Here is a 15147-nt window from a genome sequence, read left to right as displayed (position 1 = left end):
CGCGACGGCGTGACGCCGCCCGAGACGCGTCGGTAACTTGCGCGCGCGGGCGGTACCCTGACGGGCCGCCCGCGTCCGTAGGCGAGGCAGCCGACCGTCCGGCGAGCTCCGTTGTGCCACATCGTGATCGGGGCGTGATAGCAGCGTTATCGGTGTTTACGGGGCGTATCGTACGACGGGCGAAGATGTTCGGATGTCCTAAGGTTTCCGCGTGAAGCGGTGGGGTACTTAAGGTTCAAACTTCAAGATGAATCTTTCATCCGGCGGGCAATGCTGGAGCGTAACTCGACTGAGTTGGATCTCGTCGAGTGGCGTCGTCGTGCCCGTCGGGCTATGCTGCTGCGCGGAATGAATCAGGGTCTCTAACAGGGGATTCAGGTGTATACGGGGTGTACACCCGGGCTGTTTCTTTGAATGGTTGGTTACGGAACGGAAAGTGCGGAAGTTGGCCGTATCAGTAAATCCGCAGAACGGTCAGGCTGCCGGTTCCGGCAATCGAGATCTGCGCACGGCGGGTGGGGCGTTCGGCGCGTGTGCGGTTGTGGCGGCGGTCGCGGTGATGGGCGCGGTGATCTTCACTCCCGTCGATGAGCGCGTCTCGATGGCGATCGGTTGCAGTGCGGCTGCTGTCCTGGTATGCGCCATCGCCGCCACCGGCGTCTACTACGCGGCGCAGGCGCGCCGGTACCGGGCATTGGCCGAGGAGTCCGAGCGGACCCTCGAAGCGGTGCACCGCGAGGCATCGGCCCGGGTGAGCGCCGTGCGCGAGGAACTTTCGGCGCAGCTTGTCGCGGTCGGTGAGGATGCCGCCCTGCGGATCGAGGCCGCCGAGCGGGCCGTGGCGGACCGCACCGCGCAGGCCCGGCACAGCGAGCGCCGCCGCGCCTCGGCGATGGCCGCTTTCGCGGGCGCGGCCGGGCGGATGCAGGCCATGACCACCAGCATGCTGGCCGAACTGCGCGAGATGGAACATCGCCACGGCGATCCGAAAGTGCTCGCCGACCTGCTGCAACTCGACCACCGCACCGCCCAGGCCGGCCGCCTCGCGGACAGCGTCGCGGTGCTCAGCGGTGCGCGCACCGGACGACGCTGGGCCAAACCCATTGCGATGGAGTCGATTCTGCGCGGCTCGATGGGCCGGATCGCCGGATACCAGCGAATCCGGTTGCGCGTCATCGCCGAAATCGGCGTCGCCGGGCATGCGGCCGAGGGCGTGATGCACGCGCTGGCCGAACTGCTCGACAACGCCTGCAACTTCTCCCCGCCGACCACCGAGGTGCACGTCTACGCCGCCGAGGTTCCCGCGGGTGTGGTGGTCACGATCGAGGACAGCGGTCTGGTGATGAGCGAATCCGCGCTGCGCCGCGCGGAGGAGTCGGTGGCGGGCACGGGGGCGGGGGAGCGCTCGGATCTGTCCTCGCTCACCGGAACTCGGCTCGGTCTCGCGGTGGTCGGACATCTGGCCCGCAAGCATGGTCTGCGGGTGTCCTATCGGCCCTCGGCGATCGGCGGCACCGCGGTGGTCGTGGTGGTGCCACGCGATCTGATCGTGCGAGTGGACCGCGGCGCGCCCGCGGCGGTGTCGATCGCCTCCGCCCGCACCGAATTCCAGCAGCTACCCGCCGCGCGGTCGGATACCGCCGCCCATGCCCTCGCCGCTGCCACCGGATCGGCCGAGGCCGAAACCGTCACGGCCCCAGCCACATCGCCGCTACCGAAGCGACGCAGGGGCAGCACCTTGGCCGCCGTACATCCCGAGGGACTGGCCGAACCCGCCGGGCCGCCGAGCACGCCGGTCTCCCCGCCGCCGAAACCCTCCGCGATGGGTGCGTTCCAGCGTGCGATCAGCGGGCGCGACACCGAGGTCACCACCACCCCGTCCCCGACCGTGGAGAACGAATTATGACGACATCCGCGCCGTCCCAGCTGGGCTGGCTGCTCGAACAGCTGCTGTCCCGCACCCCGCAGACGCGTCATGCGCTGCTGCTGTCCAGCGACGGGCTCAAGATGTGCCATACGCCGGAGCTGACCATCGACAAGGCCGATCAGCTCGCGGCCATCGCGGCGGGTATCCAGAGTCTCTCGCACGGCGCGTCGGTCGAATTCGGCGACGCCAAAGGCGGTGTGCGCCAATCGATGACCGAATTTCACGGCGGGATCCTGTTCATCGTGCAGTCGGGTTTGGGCACGCATCTGGCGGTGGTCGCGACCGAGGAGGCCGACGCGGGCCTGGTCGGGCACAACATGGCCGAACTGGTCGAACAACTCGGCCACCATCTGGTGGCCCCACCGCGAAACGGGGGTACAGCGTGAGGTACTCGCGATGAGCAGGTCCGTCCGGGACGAGGGGCCCGATCGGCTCTACACGCTCACCGGCGGCCGCAGTAAACCCGATTCCGATGCGTTCGACCTGGTCACTCTCGTGGTCAGCGAATGCGCACCCAGTCCCGGCATGCAATCCGAACACGTCGCGATCCTGGACATGTGCCGGGCCCCGACCGCGGTGGTCGAGATCGCCGCCGAACTGCGGCTGCCGGTCGGCATCGTCACGATCCTGCTGTCGGATCTGCTGCACGCCGGGCGGATCACCGTGCGGCATCCGTATTCCGGTTCCACCGACCGCGGTGCGGGGTGGACCGGGGTCGCCGATGCCTCCACCCTCGAGAAGGTGCTCGTTGGACTTCGCAAACTTTGATCGGCCCGAGCGCGCGGACGCGCCGCTGCAGGACACCGCGCAGCACGGGCTGAAAATCGTCATCGTGGGCGGTTTCGGGGTCGGTAAGACCACCATGGTCCGGTCGGTCAGCGAGATCCGGCCGCTGGACACCGAGGCGACGATGACCGATGCCGCTGCGGGCGTTGACGATTCGTCCGCCGTGCCCGGAAAGTCCACGACTACTGTGGCATTCGACTTCGGCCGCATCACCATCGATGCCGAACATGTGCTGTACCTGTTCGGCGCGCCCGGCCAGGAGCGGTTCTGGTTCCTGTGGGACAGGCTGTTCACCGGTGCGCTCGGCGCGATCGTGCTCGTGGACCCGAACCGGATCGCGGACTGCTGGTACGCCATCGACCGGCTCGAATTCCAGCGCACGCCGTTCGTGGTGGCGTGCAACGACTTCGGCTCCCGGACCACCGATCCCGAGGAGGTGCGCGCCGCACTGGACCTGGATCCGCATGTGCCGCTGGTGCAATGCGATGCCCGATCCCGAGATTCGGGCAAGCAGGTCCTGATCACCCTCGTCGAGCATCTCTACGCAGATGCCGTCCCGACCCCGGAGTCCGCGCCATGACAACGCCCGAAGCCGGATACGACCACATCGGCGGCTGCCCGATGCACCCGGAGTCCTCGGTGGTGCCGCTGAGCGGGCCGCGGTTCCACACCGATCCGCATCGGCTCTACGAGGAGATGCGCAGCGCGCACGGGCCGGTGGTGGCGGTCGAGCTGGCGGGCGGGATTCCGGCGTGGCTGGTCATCGGCTATCGGGAACTGCATCAGGTGACCAGTGATCCGGATCTGTTCCCGCGCAATGTCGCACTGTGGAATCAGTGGCCGAACATCCCGCCGGACTGGCCGCTGTTGCCGATGGTCGGTCAGCCCATGCCCTCGATCTACTTCACCGCGGGCGCGGAACACCGTCGGCACGTGGCGATGGTGGAACCGGCGCTGGAATCGATCGATCCGTTCGAATTGCGCAGTACCTGTGAGGATCTCGCGGATCGGATGATCGACGTGTTCTGCGGGCGGGGCGAGGCCGAACTGGTCTCCGAATTCGCCGAGCCGCTGCCGGTGCTCGCGCTGGCTCGGTTGATGGGCTTCTCCGACGAGGAGGCCCCCGAACTCGCGTGGGCGATGAAGACCCTCGCCGATGGCGGCGCTCAGGCGCAGGCGGCCTATCAGCGGTTCACCGAACTCGCGCACGGCCGGGTGCATCGGGAACGAGAACGCCCGGGCCGCAACATGATCACCGCGATGATCGAGTTCCCGGAGCCGTTCACCGACGAGGAGTACGGCTACGACGTGCAGGCGGTGCTGGCCGCGGGACATCTGACCACGGCGGACTGGCTGATCAACTCGCTGGGGCTGATGCTGACCGAGGAGCGCTTTGCGGTCGCGTTCGGCGGCGGGCGGCGCAGCGTGGATCAGGCCATGAACGAGGCGCTCTGGGAGGACGCGCCCAACCAGATCCTCGCGGGACGCTGGGCCTCGCGCGATACTCGGTTGGCGGACAAGGTGATTCGCGCCGGTGACATGTTGCTACTCGGCCTGGGCGCGGCCAACGGTGATCCGCACGTGCGCGCGCATCTGGGCGACGGTGCGGATCTCGTGCATGCGGGCAACAGCGCGCATTTCGCGTTCAGTCACGGTGAGTATCGCTGCCCGTTCCCGGCGCAGCAGATCGCCGAGATCATCGCCCGGACCGGTATCGAGGTGCTGCTGGATCGGCTGCCCGATATCGATCTGGCGGTGCCGCCGCACAACCTGGTGCGCAGGCCGTCGCCGTTTCTGCGCGGAATGTCTTCTCTACCAGTTAATTTCACTCCTGTTCGCGCAGTCGGAGGTATCCAGTGAGCAGTCAATGTCCGCTAGCTCCCGGCGGCGGCGTCAGGCCCGGCGGCGGTAGCGAGCGTAACCACGTAGGGCCAGCCGAGGTCGGCATGGTTATCGACCCGATGATCGGCGATCTGGGCGGGGAGACCGCGCGATTGCGCGACGAGGGTCCGCTGACTCGCATCGAGTTGCTGGGCGTGCCGGCCTGGACGGTGACCGATCATCAGATCGCACGGCAGCTGCTGGTCGATTCGCGGCTGGTCAAGGACATCGGTTCCTGGTCGCTGTGGACCTCCGGCGCGGTGACCCGGGAGTGGCCGCTGATCGGCATGATCGATGCGGGCCGATCGATGTTCACCGTCGACGGCCCCGAACACCGGCGGCTGCGGATCAAGACCACCCAGGCGCTCACGCCGCGACGGCTCGAGGCGCTACGGCCCACGATCGAGCGATTCACCACCGAACTGCTGGATGATCTCACCGTCGCGGGGAATGCCGGCGAGGTCGTGGACCTGAAGGCGGTTTTCGCCTATCCGCTGCCGATGCGTGTGATCAGCGAGCTGATGGGCGTGGATCGCGCCGATCATCCGATGCTGCTCGAGCGGTGGAAGGCGTTCTTCTCGCTGCTGACCCCGCAGGAGGAGCGGCTGCGGATCATCGAGGAGATGATCGCGTACTTCACCGCCATGGTGCGCGAGCGCACCGCGCACCCCACCGACGATCTGACCAGCGCGTTCATCCAGGCCGACGAGGGCGGTGAGCCGCTGACCGAGGAGGAGATCGAGGGTAACCTGCGCGCCCTGATCGCCGCCGGGCACGAGACCACGGTCAGCCTGATCATCTCGGCCGTGCGCGCGCTGCTGACCCATCCGGACCAGCTGGAGAAGGTGCGCAGTGGCGAGGTCGGGTGGAAGCAGGTCATCGAGGAGACCCTGCGCTGGGACGGCCCGGTGATCCACCTGCTCATGCGGTTCGCGACCGAGGACATCACGGTGGGCGACACCGTGATCGAGCAGGGCGAGGGCGTGGTCATGTCGTACCGGGCGATCGGCCGGGATCTCGCGGTGCATGGCGAGGACGCCGACGAGTTCGACATCACCCGCCCGACCGCCCACCGCAACATCTCCTTCGGCTACGGCCCGCACATCTGCCCGGGTGCCGCGCTGGCCCGGCTCGAGGCCGCGATCGCGCTGCCCGCGCTGTTCGAGCGTTTCCCGGACCTGAGCCTGGCCGTCCCGGCCGAGGAACTGCACAATCTGCCGGTGCTCACACAGAACGATCTGGCAAGCCTCCCGGTCCGTCTCCAGTCTGCTGAGCAGTAGCTTTCGGCAGCAACCGCCGAACAGCAGCACACCGGGCCGTGTCGCGTCGAGACTCGATTGAGCTGCCGACCCGACGCACCGACCTCGGACGTGCCCAGCGGCGAAGCGTCTCTGTCCGCTGGGAGTCGCCCGCGAAGCGAAAGGCTCAGCAAGAACACCTGAAGGGTTTTCGGCGCGGGCTCGCCGTTCACCCCTCGAAGCGCATGGGCGAAGCCCGAGTCTCGAGGGGTGGACGGCGAGTCTTACAGCGCCGAAAACCCGCCGGAGCGGAGCGGAGGCAGAAGATTCAGCTAGGCAATTTCTGTAACGTGTTCTAACTTGGGAGGTGTCCGGTACCCAGCGAAAGGCGCATGACCGATGGCACCTGTCATCCCGCAGCACGACGAGCCCGACTACCTGCACCGTGAACCGCTGCCGGTCGACATCCTGATCCGCTCCCTGGATCGCTATGCCGATCGGACGGCGATGTACGTCGGGGACACCGAGCTCACCTACCGGCAGGTCCGTGATCAGATCAGCCGTTTCACCCAGGCGTATGCGGCCCTGGGCATAGCGTCGGGTTCCGCGATCGCGATCCTGTCCGCGAACCGGCCCGAGGTCCTGATCGCCCAGGGCGCGAACGCGTTGTCCGGGATCCGGTCGATGGCGTTGCATCCGATGGGTTCGCTGGAGGATCACGCCTACGTCCTCGAGGATGCGGGCATCGACACCCTCGTCTACGACCCGGGCGCCTTCGAGGAGCGCGCCGCGCAGCTCGCGCCGCGGGTTCCGGGACTGAAGAATCTGCTCGCCTTCGGCCCCACTCAGGCCGGCGTCGATCTGCTGGCCGAGTCCGAGAAGTTCGAGCCGCGCAAACTCGTCGGACCCAGCACCGGCCTGGACGACGTGTTCAGCCTCGCCTACACCGGCGGCACCACCGGTAAGCCCAAGGGTGTGCAGATCAGCAACCGCGGCACCGCGACCATGCTGCGCATCCAGATGACCGAATGGGAATGGCCCAGCGAGACAAGGTTTCTCGTCTGCACACCGTTGAGCCACGCGGGCGGCGCGTTCTGGAATCCGACCAGCATGCGCGGCGGCTCGATCGTGGTGCTGCCCGGATTCAATCCGGAGAAGCTGTGCCAGGCCGTCGAGAAGTACAAGATCACCGCGACGATGCTCGTGCCGACCATGCTCTACGCCCTGCTGGACTACCCGGATCTGGACAAGTACGACCTGTCGAGTCTGGAGACCGTCTTCTACGGCGCGTCGGCCATCTCCCCGGCGCGGCTGGCTGAGGCGATCGAGCGGTTCGGCCCGATCTTCTTCCAGTTCTACGGCCAGGCCGAATGCCCGATGGCGATTTCGGCGCTGCGCAAGGCCGATCACGATCTGAGCCGCCCCGAGCGGCTGTCCAGCTGCGGGCGTCCGGTGCCGTGGCTGCACGTCGCGCTGCTGGACGACGAGGGCAACGAGGTGCCCGACGGCGAGCCCGGCGAGATCTGTGTGCGCGGCCCACTGATCATGCAGGGCTATCTGAACAAGCCCGAGCAGACCGCCGAGGCGACCAAATTCGGCTGGCTGCACACCGGCGACGTGGCCCGCAAGGACGACGAGGGCTACCTCTACATCGTCGACCGCAAGAAGGACATGATCGTCTCGGGCGGGTTCAACGTCTTCCCGCGCGAGGTCGAGGATGTGCTCTCGGCCCATCCCGCGGTGTCCGCCGCGGCGGTGATCGGCGTCCCGGACGAGAAGTGGGGCGAGTCCGTCACCGCGATCGTGGTGTTGCGGTCGGGCCAGAGTGTGTCCGCCGAGGAGCTCCGGGCGCTGGTCAAGGAACACAAGGGTGCGGTGCACGCGCCCAAAACCGTCGAATTCGCCGACAGCATCCCGGTCAGCCCGCTCGGCAAGCCCGACAAGAAGGCCCTGCGCGCCCGCTACTGGGAGGGCACCGGGCGTCAGGTGAACTGACGTCCGGTCCCTGCCCGCTCCGGCTCCCGTGCGCCCCTGCCCGGGAGTGCATCCGGCGTCGGGTGCGCACTGGAATACGTTGCGTACCTTGGCATAATGGATCGTGACTGCTCGGTGTCCGGTCTCGGAACTGGAATGGTCGCGCGCCCATTCGGAGGTTCCGGATGGGCGCGCGACCGTGTGTGCGTTCAGATCATCGCGCGCAGTGCGCCTTCCGGCTCGACGCCCATGGAAGTAAGAGCGACCGAGTGGTACAGCGATCCGGGGGTGTGGATGGCGTGTTGCAGGCCGACGTGGGCGTCTCGCCAGAAGCGTTGCAGCGGAGTGCGTTTGCGTGCGGCGTTGCCGCCGGAGCGGGCGAAGATCTGGTCCACCGCGTCGACCGCGCGCCAGGCGCTGCGAACCTGGTTGCGGCGCACCAGGGAACGATCCTCGAAGGTGATCGGCTTGCCCGCGTCGGCCAGATCGTAGAGGCGGCTGACGCCGTCGATGAGCTGGGTGCGCGAGGCGGCGATTTCCGCGGCCGCCTCCGAAATCACCGACAGCACATAGGGATCGTCCTTGATCCGGGTGCCCATCGCGTTGACCCGCTCGCGCTGATAGTCCAGATGCGCGGCCAGGGCGCCCTCGCAGATGCCGACCACCGCGGAGGTGATGCCGAGCGGGAACATCGCCCAGAAGGGCATCTTGTAGAGGGTTTCGGTGCGCCCGGCGCGCTCGGCGGCGAGTTCGCCCTCGGCGACCTCGGTGGAGTCGATCGTGCGGTAGGCGGGCACGTACGCGCCGTCCACGACGACGTCCTTGCTGCCGGTGCCGCACAGGCCGATCACATCCCACGAGTCGTCGATGATCGTGTAGTCCTCGCGCGGAATCACCACGTGGATCACCCGGGGCGGGGTGGTCGGCGCGCCGTCCGCGGCGCAGACCAGCGCGCCCAGCACGACCCAGTCGCAGTGGTCGGTGCCGGAGGAGAAGTTCCAGTGCCCCTTGACGATATAGCCGTCGTCGGTGATCGTCGCGGTGCCCTGGGGTGCGTACGGGGAGGCCATCCAGGTGTCCGGATTCTCGCCCCACAGCTCGTTCTGCAGGCGGCGGTCCAGCAGCGCCATCTCCCACGGATGCACCCCGCCGACTCCGCACACCCAGCCGGTGGATCCGCACCGCTTCGCCACCGCCATCACCGCCTCGGCGAAATCGCGGGGATGCGCGGCATATCCGCCGAATTCGGCGGGTTGCAGCAGGCGCATCACACCGGTCCGGCGGACCAGCGCGACGCTCTCGTCCGAGAGCTTGCCCCCGCGCTCGGTCGCGTCGGCGGCCGCGGCGAATTTCGCGGCCACCTCCTCGACTCGGCGAACCACCTCGTGCGACATCCACGGACCTCCGAAACTGCTGTCGTTGAGCTCCCCACACCGTAGTGAGGACGTCTTCGACGGTAGGCCGGAATGACGATGGTCACGATGGTCGTGCCCGCTCATCGGACATGCGCCGACGCGGGGGCCGCCCGCGGACGGCTAGGACTTCAGCAGGCCCGAATCACGGATCGCCTCGGCCAGCGGTTCGATCACCGCTGGATCGTGCGGTGTGGGGATGTAGATGATCGCCAGGTCCAGGCCCTTGTCCTCGAATGCGGAGATCTGTTCCAGCAGTTGGCCGTAACTCTGGCCCGGCTCCAGCCGCTGATGGGCGGACAGGGTGATCTCGGCCGGGTCGCGGCCGATGTCGGCGCAGTGCGCGGCGAGCACCTCGCGCTTGTGCGCGAACTCCTCGGGTGTTCCGCCGACGAAGTTCCAGTGCTGCGCGTAACGGGCGGTGATGCGCAGGGTGCGCTTCTCGCCGTTGCCGCCGATGCAGATCGGCGGGTGCGGCTGCTGCGGGCCCTTGGGCTCGTTGCGCGCGTCCTTCAACTGATAGAACTTGCCGTCGAAACTGGTTGTCTCCTGGCTCAACAGGCCGATCAGAACCTGGCAGGCCTCCTCGAAACGGTCGAGCCGCTCGCGGATGCTGCCCAACTCGATGCCGTATGCGCCGGACTCCTCCTCGTTCCAGCCCGCGCCGATGCCCAGTTCGAGCCGTCCATCGGAGATGATGTCCAGTGCCGCAGCCATATTCGCCAATACCGCCGGGTGCCGGTAGTGGATTCCGGTCACCAGCGTGCCCAGCCGCAACCGCGTGGTGGCCTGGGCCAGGGCGGTGAGCGTCGTCCAGCCCTCGAGGCACGGGCCGGTGGAATCGGAGAAGATCGGATAGAAGTGGTCGAAGGTCCAGCCGGACTCGTAGACGTCGATCTGGTCCGCGGCCCGCCAGACCGCCAGCATGTCGGCCCAGGTGGTGTTCTGCGGTGAGGTTTTGAAGGCGAATCGCATGGGTGCAACGCTACGATCTGGAGTGTGCTCCAAGTCAAGCGGCCTGCGGAAACGCGTCCGATCGGCCGTGTGGACGGGGCCCTGAGCGAGTCACCTGCACAGCCGAGCGGAAGCGAGGTGGAGCCATGAGTGAGCCGACGAGTCGAGTCGCGGCGGGCGGGGGCGGGATGACCGCCTGGCAGGTCGCCCGGCCGGGGCCGATCTCCGGCGGACCGCTGGCGCGGGTCCGTGCGCCCATTCCGGAGCCGGGCCCGGGTGAGTTGCTGGTGCGGATGCTGGCCTGCGGGGTGTGCCGTACGGATCTGCATGTGGCCGAGGGGGATCTGCCGGTGCATCGGCCCGGGGTGATACCCGGGCACGAGATCGTCGGCGAGGTGGTCGCGCGGGGCGTGGACGCCACCGAGGAGTTCGCGGTCGGGGACCGGGTGGGCGTCGCGTGGCTGCGGCATACCTGCGGGGTGTGCCGGTTCTGCCGCCGCGGTGCGGAGAACCTGTGCCCGCACTCCCGCTACACCGGCTGGGACGCCGACGGGGGATATGCCGAATTCACCACGGTGCCAGCCGATTACGCGCACCCGCTGCCATCCGGATATACCGATGCGGAGTTGGCGCCGCTGCTGTGCGCCGGCATCATCGGATATCGGGCGTTGCAGCGGGCCGCGCTGCCCGAGGGCGGGCGGCTGGGTATCTACGGATTCGGTGGCAGTGCGCATCTGGCCGCCCAGGTGGCGCTGGCGCGCGGGGCGCAGGTGCATGTCATGACCCGTGATCCCGCCGCGCGGGAGTTGTCCCTGGCGCTCGGGGCGGCCTCGGCGCAGGGCGCCGCGGATCCGCCACCGGTACCGCTGGATGCGGCGATCCTGTTCGCACCGGTCGGGACTTTGGTACCGCCGGCCATGGCGGCGCTGGACCGTGGCGGTGTGCTGGCGATCGCCGGTATCCACCTCAGTGATGTTCCGGCGCTGAACTATCAGCGTCACCTGTTCCAGGAGAGGGAGATTCGGTCGGTGACGGCCAACACCAGAACCGATGCCCGCGAGTTCCTGGCCTTCGCCGGTGCGCATCGGCTCGAGGTGACGGTGCACCCCTACGGGCTGGACAACGCGGATCGCGCGCTGTCGGATTTAGCGCACGGAAAGTTTGCGGGAGCAGCCGTTCTCATTCCTGACACGCCGTAGACACGCCGAGTTTTGCAGGTAGAGATCCTGATTCACCCACTTTGCCCCAGTATCTGGTGCTTTGCTGGAGACGTACACGGCGAGTGGAGGGTGGAGGCGAGTCGATGCATCGAGTATCGCAGCAGGACCATGCTCGTAGCGTGCGGCCGTGGGTGTGGGCGCCGCTGATCGCGGTGGTGGTGATCTCTGCCGCGGTATGGGCGGTGCGACCGGATCCGACGGCCTGCCGGACCGCCGCGCCCGGCGCGGTGCCGCGCCCGGCCACCATGAGCGTTCCGAATACGCCTGCGGCCCAGCGAATTCCGATCACCGAACAGGTCGATCCGCCGGTGCTCGCGCAGGCCCGGTACTACACGTTCGGTCCGGATGTGGCCTGCTCGTTCCTGGGCCTGCCGTCGGACGGCTACTACGTCGGAGTGCCGACGGACGAATACGACGGCAGCGCGGCTTGCGGCGGTTACGTGGACCTGTACGGTCCGCTCGGGTCGGTGCGCGCGCAGATCGTGGATCACTGCCCGGGATGCGCTGCGCACCAATACGATCTGAGCGCCGCGGCCTTCGCGCGGATCGCCGATCCCGGCTCCGGAGTCGCGCAGATCGGCGTCAGCCGCGTGCACAATCCCTCGCCTTCGCCGGATCTGGTGTATCGGATCGAGGACGGCTCCTCGTCCGATTGGCTGGGCATTCAGTTCACCGATACCGGAAATCCGTTGAGCCGGATTGAGATTCGTCCGATTGCGGGCGGTGACGGGCATACCCTGACGCGGCGCATGGACAACTTCTGGACGATCTCCGGGGCCGGGGCGGGCCCGTTCACCGCCCTGGTGACCGATGCGGACGGTCACCAGGCCGTCGTGCCCGGCATCGTCGTGGATCCGGGGCGGTCGCGGCACACCGGTCGCAGCCTCTACGCACTTCCCGCGCAGGTGCCGGTGGCTACGGTCTCGCGGCCCGCGCCGGCGTCGATGACGTCCGCGGTGGCCGTCTGCTCCTGAGCCGGGCGTCTCGGTGAGCCGGGCGTATGCGATCATCGGGTGGAACGCGTTCTCATCCGTCGCGGGCGGGCAGTGCACCAGGAGGCAGGCGATGGCCGATCGGAACACAGCGAATCAGCAGGGGGCCGCGCGGTTCTCGGCGGCACGACCGCTGCGGCGTCGCCTGGGCGTCCGGGTGACACGGCTGAATCAGGTGCCCGCCGGGACGATGGTGGACCTGCCCGGCCGCGGCCGGACCTATCTGGTCGACATCCCGGGTCCCGACGGCGCCCCGACGCTGATCCTGTTGCACGGTATGGTCACCACCGCGATGCTCAACTGGTTCCCCGCGCTCGAGGAACTGTCCGGCAGGTATCGCGTGGTGCTGTTCGACCAACGCTGGCACGGGCACGGAATCCGTTCGCCCCGTTTCGATCTGGACGATCTGGCCGAGGATGTGATCGCGGTCGCGGATCTGGTCGGCGTCGAGCGCCCGATCCTGGCCGGATACTCCATGGGCGGCATCGTCGCCCAGCTCGTCGCGCATCGGTTCCCCGGGCGAGTCGGTGGAATCGTGCTGTGCGCCACCACCTATCGCTTCCGCGAGACATGGCGCGAGCGGGCCTTCCACGGCGGTATGGGCGCCTTCGGACGGCTCACCTCCGGGGCAGCCTCGCGCCGGGTGACGACTATCGGTGAGCGCCTGCCCGGATTGCCGCAGATCTCCTGGGAGACCGGGCGATTGGATCGCTGGGCCCGGTCGGAGATGCGCAGCGTGAGCGGCTGGGGGATGGCGCGGGCCATCGCCGAACTGGGCGCCTTCGACTCCTCGTCATGGCTCGGAACGCTGAAAGTGCCTGCGGCGGTGGTCGTCACGACGCGCGATCGGGCGCTGCCGGTGCACCGGCAGCTGGAGATGGCCAAGCTGATCCCGGGTGCGGAGCTCTTCCTGGCCAGGGCGGGTCATGCGGCCTGTGTCCTCGAGACCGACGCGTTCGTCCCCGCCCTGCTGGACGCCTGCGCTGCGGTCGCCGCCCGGCTGTGATCAGCGACGCTGAACGCGGCTGACCGGAGGTTCGATCTTCGCCCGGTTCGCCAGGTAGGCGTTGAACGCGTCGAGATCGGCCGGGCCGACCGCGCTCTGCTTGCCCTGGGTGAAGACGCTGAACCCGTCCCCGCCGGAGGCCAGGAAGTTGTTGGTCGAAACCTGGTACACCGCAGCGGGATTCAAGGTCTGTCCCGCGATCCGCACGGTGTCGTCGAGGATTTTGTGCCCCTTGGGCGCGGAATCGGAGTAGGAGTAGGTGATACCGGCCACCGACAGCACCCCGGGCGTGGTCGTGTTGTCCCACTGCTGCTCCAGCAGATTCAGGATCTGCTCGCCGGTCAGGGACACGGTCACCACCTCGTTGCCGAAGGGCTGGACCGTGTACGCCTCCTCGTAGGTGATCGCGCCGCCGTTCAGATCCGCCCGCACGCCACCGGGATTCATGAACGCGGCCACGGCGTGGTCGGGCGCCATGGCCGCGAGCATGGCATCGGCGATCACATCGCCCAGCGGGGAATCCCCGCCCGGGGCGGGCTCATTGGACAGCGGTCCGGCGGTGGTGCCGATCACGTGTTCGGCGCGCGGGCGAGCCTGATCGGCGAAGAAGCCGACGAGTTTCGCGGCGGCCGGATCGGGCGTCACGGTCCGGGTGACCACGCGATTGACCGCCTTCGCATCGACGGTCCCGTCGTGGAATCGCAGGGTGACGTCGGTGATCAGACGGCCGTACGACGCCGCCTGCGTCACCACCTTGCCCGCGATCGTGCAGTCGTAGGCCTGATGGGAGTGCGCGGTGAACAGCACTTTCACCCGGGGATCGATGCGGTTGGCCAGCGTGGTGACGTTCGGGCTGATATTCGCGCAGCCGTTGTAGTCGATCGCGGCGCCGTGCGTGCGCTGCGCGCCGCCGTCGTGCACCAGCGCCACCACGGCCTGCGCACCCGCGGCGACTATTTCGGGGACGTACTTGTTCACCGCGTCGGCCTCGTCGCCGAAGGTGTAACCCCGGATGGCATCGGGCATCACGATATCCGCGGTCGTCGGGGTGACGGTGCCGACGACGCCGATCTTGTGACCGCCCACCTGCAATATCGTCCACGGTTTCAAACCGGGCGGCAGCTGGCCGTTCGCATCGGTGACGTTGGCCGCCAGATACGGGAAGGCGGCCCCGGTGAACGACTGTCCGGGGGAGCAGCCGTCGGCGGCGCAACCGCCCTCCTGCAATCGGGTCAATTCGGCTGTGCCATGGTCGAATTCGTGATTGCCGACCGCGGAGGCGGCCACGCCCAGTTCATCGAGGTAGTCGATGGTGGGCTCATCGTGGAACAGCGCCGAGACCAGCGGGCTGGCGCTGATATTGTCCCCGGCCGACAGGATCGCGCTGGCCGGATAGGCGGCCTTCAGCTTCGCCAGGTGCGTGGCCAGGTATGCCGCGCCGCCGGCCTGATACGCACCGACGTGCCCGTTGCTCCCGTCGGGCGGTTCCAGATTGCCGTGCAGATCGTTGATCCCGAACAGATGCACCTCGCCAGGCTGTGCCGCGGGCAGATTGTCGGTCGAGACGAGCGGCACCTGGCTGGCATGCGGTGAGTTCGACGGTGCGGTACCGTGACCCCCGCAGCTGACCACCAGTACCACGCCGATCACGGCGATCATCACTTCGAGCAGGCGGCGACGCAGCTTCATAACCCTCGACTCTGACAGCCCGATGCTGCGTCCGCACGGCGCCCGGGTGAATTTCCGGCGCTGTCCCG

13 protein-coding genes are annotated in these 15147 nt (G+C 68.0%); 10 read left to right on the top strand and 3 right to left on the bottom strand.

The annotated features are described in order from the left end of the window. The first annotated feature begins 445 nt into the window (after positions 1-445). The 7 genes from NM2_RS04655 to NM2_RS04625 all read left to right on the top strand — a co-directional run bounded on the left by NM2_RS04655 (position 446) and on the right by NM2_RS04625 (position 7827). A complete protein-coding gene (locus NM2_RS04655; RefSeq protein ID WP_245717839.1) occupies positions 446-1906 on the top strand; it encodes a sensor histidine kinase in 1461 nt (486 codons plus the stop codon). Then, positions 1903-2313 carry a roadblock/LC7 domain-containing protein gene (locus NM2_RS04650; RefSeq protein ID WP_067664439.1) on the top strand — a complete coding sequence of 137 codons (411 nt, stop codon included), beginning with the start codon at positions 1903-1905 and terminating at the stop codon, positions 2311-2313. The genes NM2_RS04655 and NM2_RS04650 overlap by 4 nt, the downstream gene beginning before the upstream one ends. A gap of 10 nt (positions 2314-2323) precedes the next feature. Continuing rightward, a complete protein-coding gene (locus tag NM2_RS04645; RefSeq protein ID WP_067664437.1) occupies positions 2324-2695 on the top strand; it encodes a DUF742 domain-containing protein in 372 nt (123 codons plus the stop codon). Beyond that, positions 2676-3293 (top strand): GTP-binding protein, encoded by a 618-nt coding sequence (locus tag NM2_RS04640; protein WP_067664435.1) that lies wholly within the window; start codon positions 2676-2678, stop codon positions 3291-3293. Before NM2_RS04645 ends, NM2_RS04640 begins: the two co-directional genes overlap by 20 nt. Further along, positions 3290-4573, top strand: a complete 1284-nt coding sequence (locus NM2_RS04635; RefSeq protein ID WP_067664433.1) for a cytochrome P450 family protein — start codon at positions 3290-3292, stop codon at positions 4571-4573. The genes NM2_RS04640 and NM2_RS04635 overlap by 4 nt, the downstream gene beginning before the upstream one ends. 86 nt (positions 4574-4659) lie before the next feature. Next, positions 4660-5874: a cytochrome P450 family protein gene (locus NM2_RS04630; protein ID WP_067664431.1), complete on the top strand. Its 1215-nt coding sequence runs from the start codon at positions 4660-4662 to the stop codon at positions 5872-5874. A 357-nt stretch (positions 5875-6231) separates the two neighbouring features. Beyond that, a complete protein-coding gene (locus NM2_RS04625; protein WP_084530475.1) occupies positions 6232-7827 on the top strand; it encodes an AMP-binding protein in 1596 nt (531 codons plus the stop codon). Between the two features lie 188 nt (positions 7828-8015). Here the strand turns inward: NM2_RS04625 and NM2_RS04620 are convergent, their stop codons facing one another. Both NM2_RS04620 and NM2_RS04615 read right to left on the bottom strand, forming a co-directional pair. Further along, entirely contained in the window at positions 8016-9200 is a 1185-nt protein-coding gene (locus tag NM2_RS04620) for an acyl-CoA dehydrogenase family protein (RefSeq protein ID WP_067664429.1), read from the bottom strand. A gap of 141 nt (positions 9201-9341) precedes the next feature. Continuing rightward, a complete protein-coding gene (locus tag NM2_RS04615; protein ID WP_067664427.1) occupies positions 9342-10193 on the bottom strand; it encodes an LLM class F420-dependent oxidoreductase in 852 nt (283 codons plus the stop codon). A 167-nt stretch (positions 10194-10360) separates the two neighbouring features. Here NM2_RS04615 and NM2_RS04610 point away from each other — a divergent pair, with 167 nt between their 5' ends. The 3 genes from NM2_RS04610 to NM2_RS04600 all read left to right on the top strand — a co-directional run bounded on the left by NM2_RS04610 (position 10361) and on the right by NM2_RS04600 (position 13390). Next, positions 10361-11371, top strand: coding sequence for a zinc-binding alcohol dehydrogenase family protein (locus NM2_RS04610; protein ID WP_067664425.1), 1011 nt, complete (start codon positions 10361-10363; stop codon positions 11369-11371). A 104-nt stretch (positions 11372-11475) separates the two neighbouring features. Continuing rightward, positions 11476-12366, top strand: coding sequence for an expansin EXLX1 family cellulose-binding protein (locus NM2_RS04605; protein WP_157120878.1), 891 nt, complete (start codon positions 11476-11478; stop codon positions 12364-12366). Positions 12367-12457: 91 nt separating this feature from the next. Continuing rightward, entirely contained in the window at positions 12458-13390 is a 933-nt protein-coding gene (locus tag NM2_RS04600) for an alpha/beta fold hydrolase (protein WP_067664421.1), read from the top strand. Here the strand turns inward: NM2_RS04600 and NM2_RS04595 are convergent, their stop codons facing one another. After that, positions 13391-15079 carry a bifunctional metallophosphatase/5'-nucleotidase gene (locus NM2_RS04595; protein ID WP_245717838.1) on the bottom strand — a complete coding sequence of 563 codons (1689 nt, stop codon included), beginning with the start codon at positions 15077-15079 and terminating at the stop codon, positions 13391-13393. It abuts the gene before it with no gap. Between the last annotated feature and the right edge of the window lie 68 nt (positions 15080-15147).

Origin of the sequence: Nocardia miyunensis NBRC 108239 (genome assembly GCF_001613065.1) — a bacterium.
GTDB lineage: Bacteria > Actinomycetota > Actinomycetes > Mycobacteriales > Mycobacteriaceae > Nocardia > Nocardia miyunensis.
This window is presented reverse-complemented; position numbering and strand designations above follow the sequence as displayed.

Excerpts from the sequence above, each read along its gene's own strand:
- NM2_RS04650 (WP_067664439.1), top strand. The coding sequence starts at position 1,903 with ATGACGACATCCGCGCCGTCCCAGCTGGGCTGGCTGCTCGAACAGCTG.
- NM2_RS04600 (WP_067664421.1), top strand. The coding sequence starts at position 12,458 with ATGGCCGATCGGAACACAGCGAATCAGCAGGGGGCCGCGCGGTTCTCG.
- NM2_RS04610 (WP_067664425.1), top strand. The coding sequence starts at position 10,361 with ATGACCGCCTGGCAGGTCGCCCGGCCGGGGCCGATCTCCGGCGGACCG.
- NM2_RS04615 (WP_067664427.1), bottom strand. The coding sequence starts at position 10,193 with ATGCGATTCGCCTTCAAAACCTCACCGCAGAACACCACCTGGGCCGAC.
- NM2_RS04630 (WP_067664431.1), top strand. The coding sequence starts at position 4,660 with ATGGTTATCGACCCGATGATCGGCGATCTGGGCGGGGAGACCGCGCGA.
- NM2_RS04605 (WP_157120878.1), top strand. The coding sequence starts at position 11,476 with ATGCATCGAGTATCGCAGCAGGACCATGCTCGTAGCGTGCGGCCGTGG.
- NM2_RS04625 (WP_084530475.1), top strand. The coding sequence starts at position 6,232 with ATGGCACCTGTCATCCCGCAGCACGACGAGCCCGACTACCTGCACCGT.
- NM2_RS04595 (WP_245717838.1), bottom strand. The coding sequence starts at position 15,079 with ATGAAGCTGCGTCGCCGCCTGCTCGAAGTGATGATCGCCGTGATCGGC.
- NM2_RS04620 (WP_067664429.1), bottom strand. The coding sequence starts at position 9,200 with ATGTCGCACGAGGTGGTTCGCCGAGTCGAGGAGGTGGCCGCGAAATTC.
- NM2_RS04645 (WP_067664437.1), top strand. The coding sequence starts at position 2,324 with ATGAGCAGGTCCGTCCGGGACGAGGGGCCCGATCGGCTCTACACGCTC.
- NM2_RS04635 (WP_067664433.1), top strand. The coding sequence starts at position 3,290 with ATGACAACGCCCGAAGCCGGATACGACCACATCGGCGGCTGCCCGATG.